The following is a 364-nucleotide window of genomic DNA, read 5'->3' as shown; positions in this document are numbered from 1 at the left end:
CGCTGGGTCTGGGTGAAGGAGCCGGACTTCTCCACGTGCGTGGCCGCGGGCATGAAGAAGACCTCGGTGTCGATGTCCTCGGTCTTCAGCTCGCCCGAGGCGATCTCCGGACCGTCCTTCCACCACGTGGCGGACTCGATCATGTTGAGATCGCGCACCACGAGCCACTTGAGGTGGGACATCCCCATGCGCTGCAGCCGCCCGTTGGCCGAACCCACCGCGGGGTTCTGCCCCAGCAGGAAGTAGCCCTCCACCTGGTTCTTGAGCATGGACATCAGCGTCTGGTAGGTGCCGTGGGCCCCGTTGATCCGCGGGATGTAGTCGTAGGCCCAGTCGTTCTCGGCGGTGGCGGCATCCCCCCACC

At 65.9% G+C, this 364-nt stretch carries 1 pseudogene; it reads right to left on the bottom strand.

The annotated features are described in order from the left end of the window. Positions 1-364, bottom strand: a pseudogene (locus AC1DF8_RS36250) (formate dehydrogenase); the annotation flags it as partial.

The organism is Rhizobium sp. 05N49 (assembly GCF_056396805.1).
This window is presented reverse-complemented; position numbering and strand designations above follow the sequence as displayed.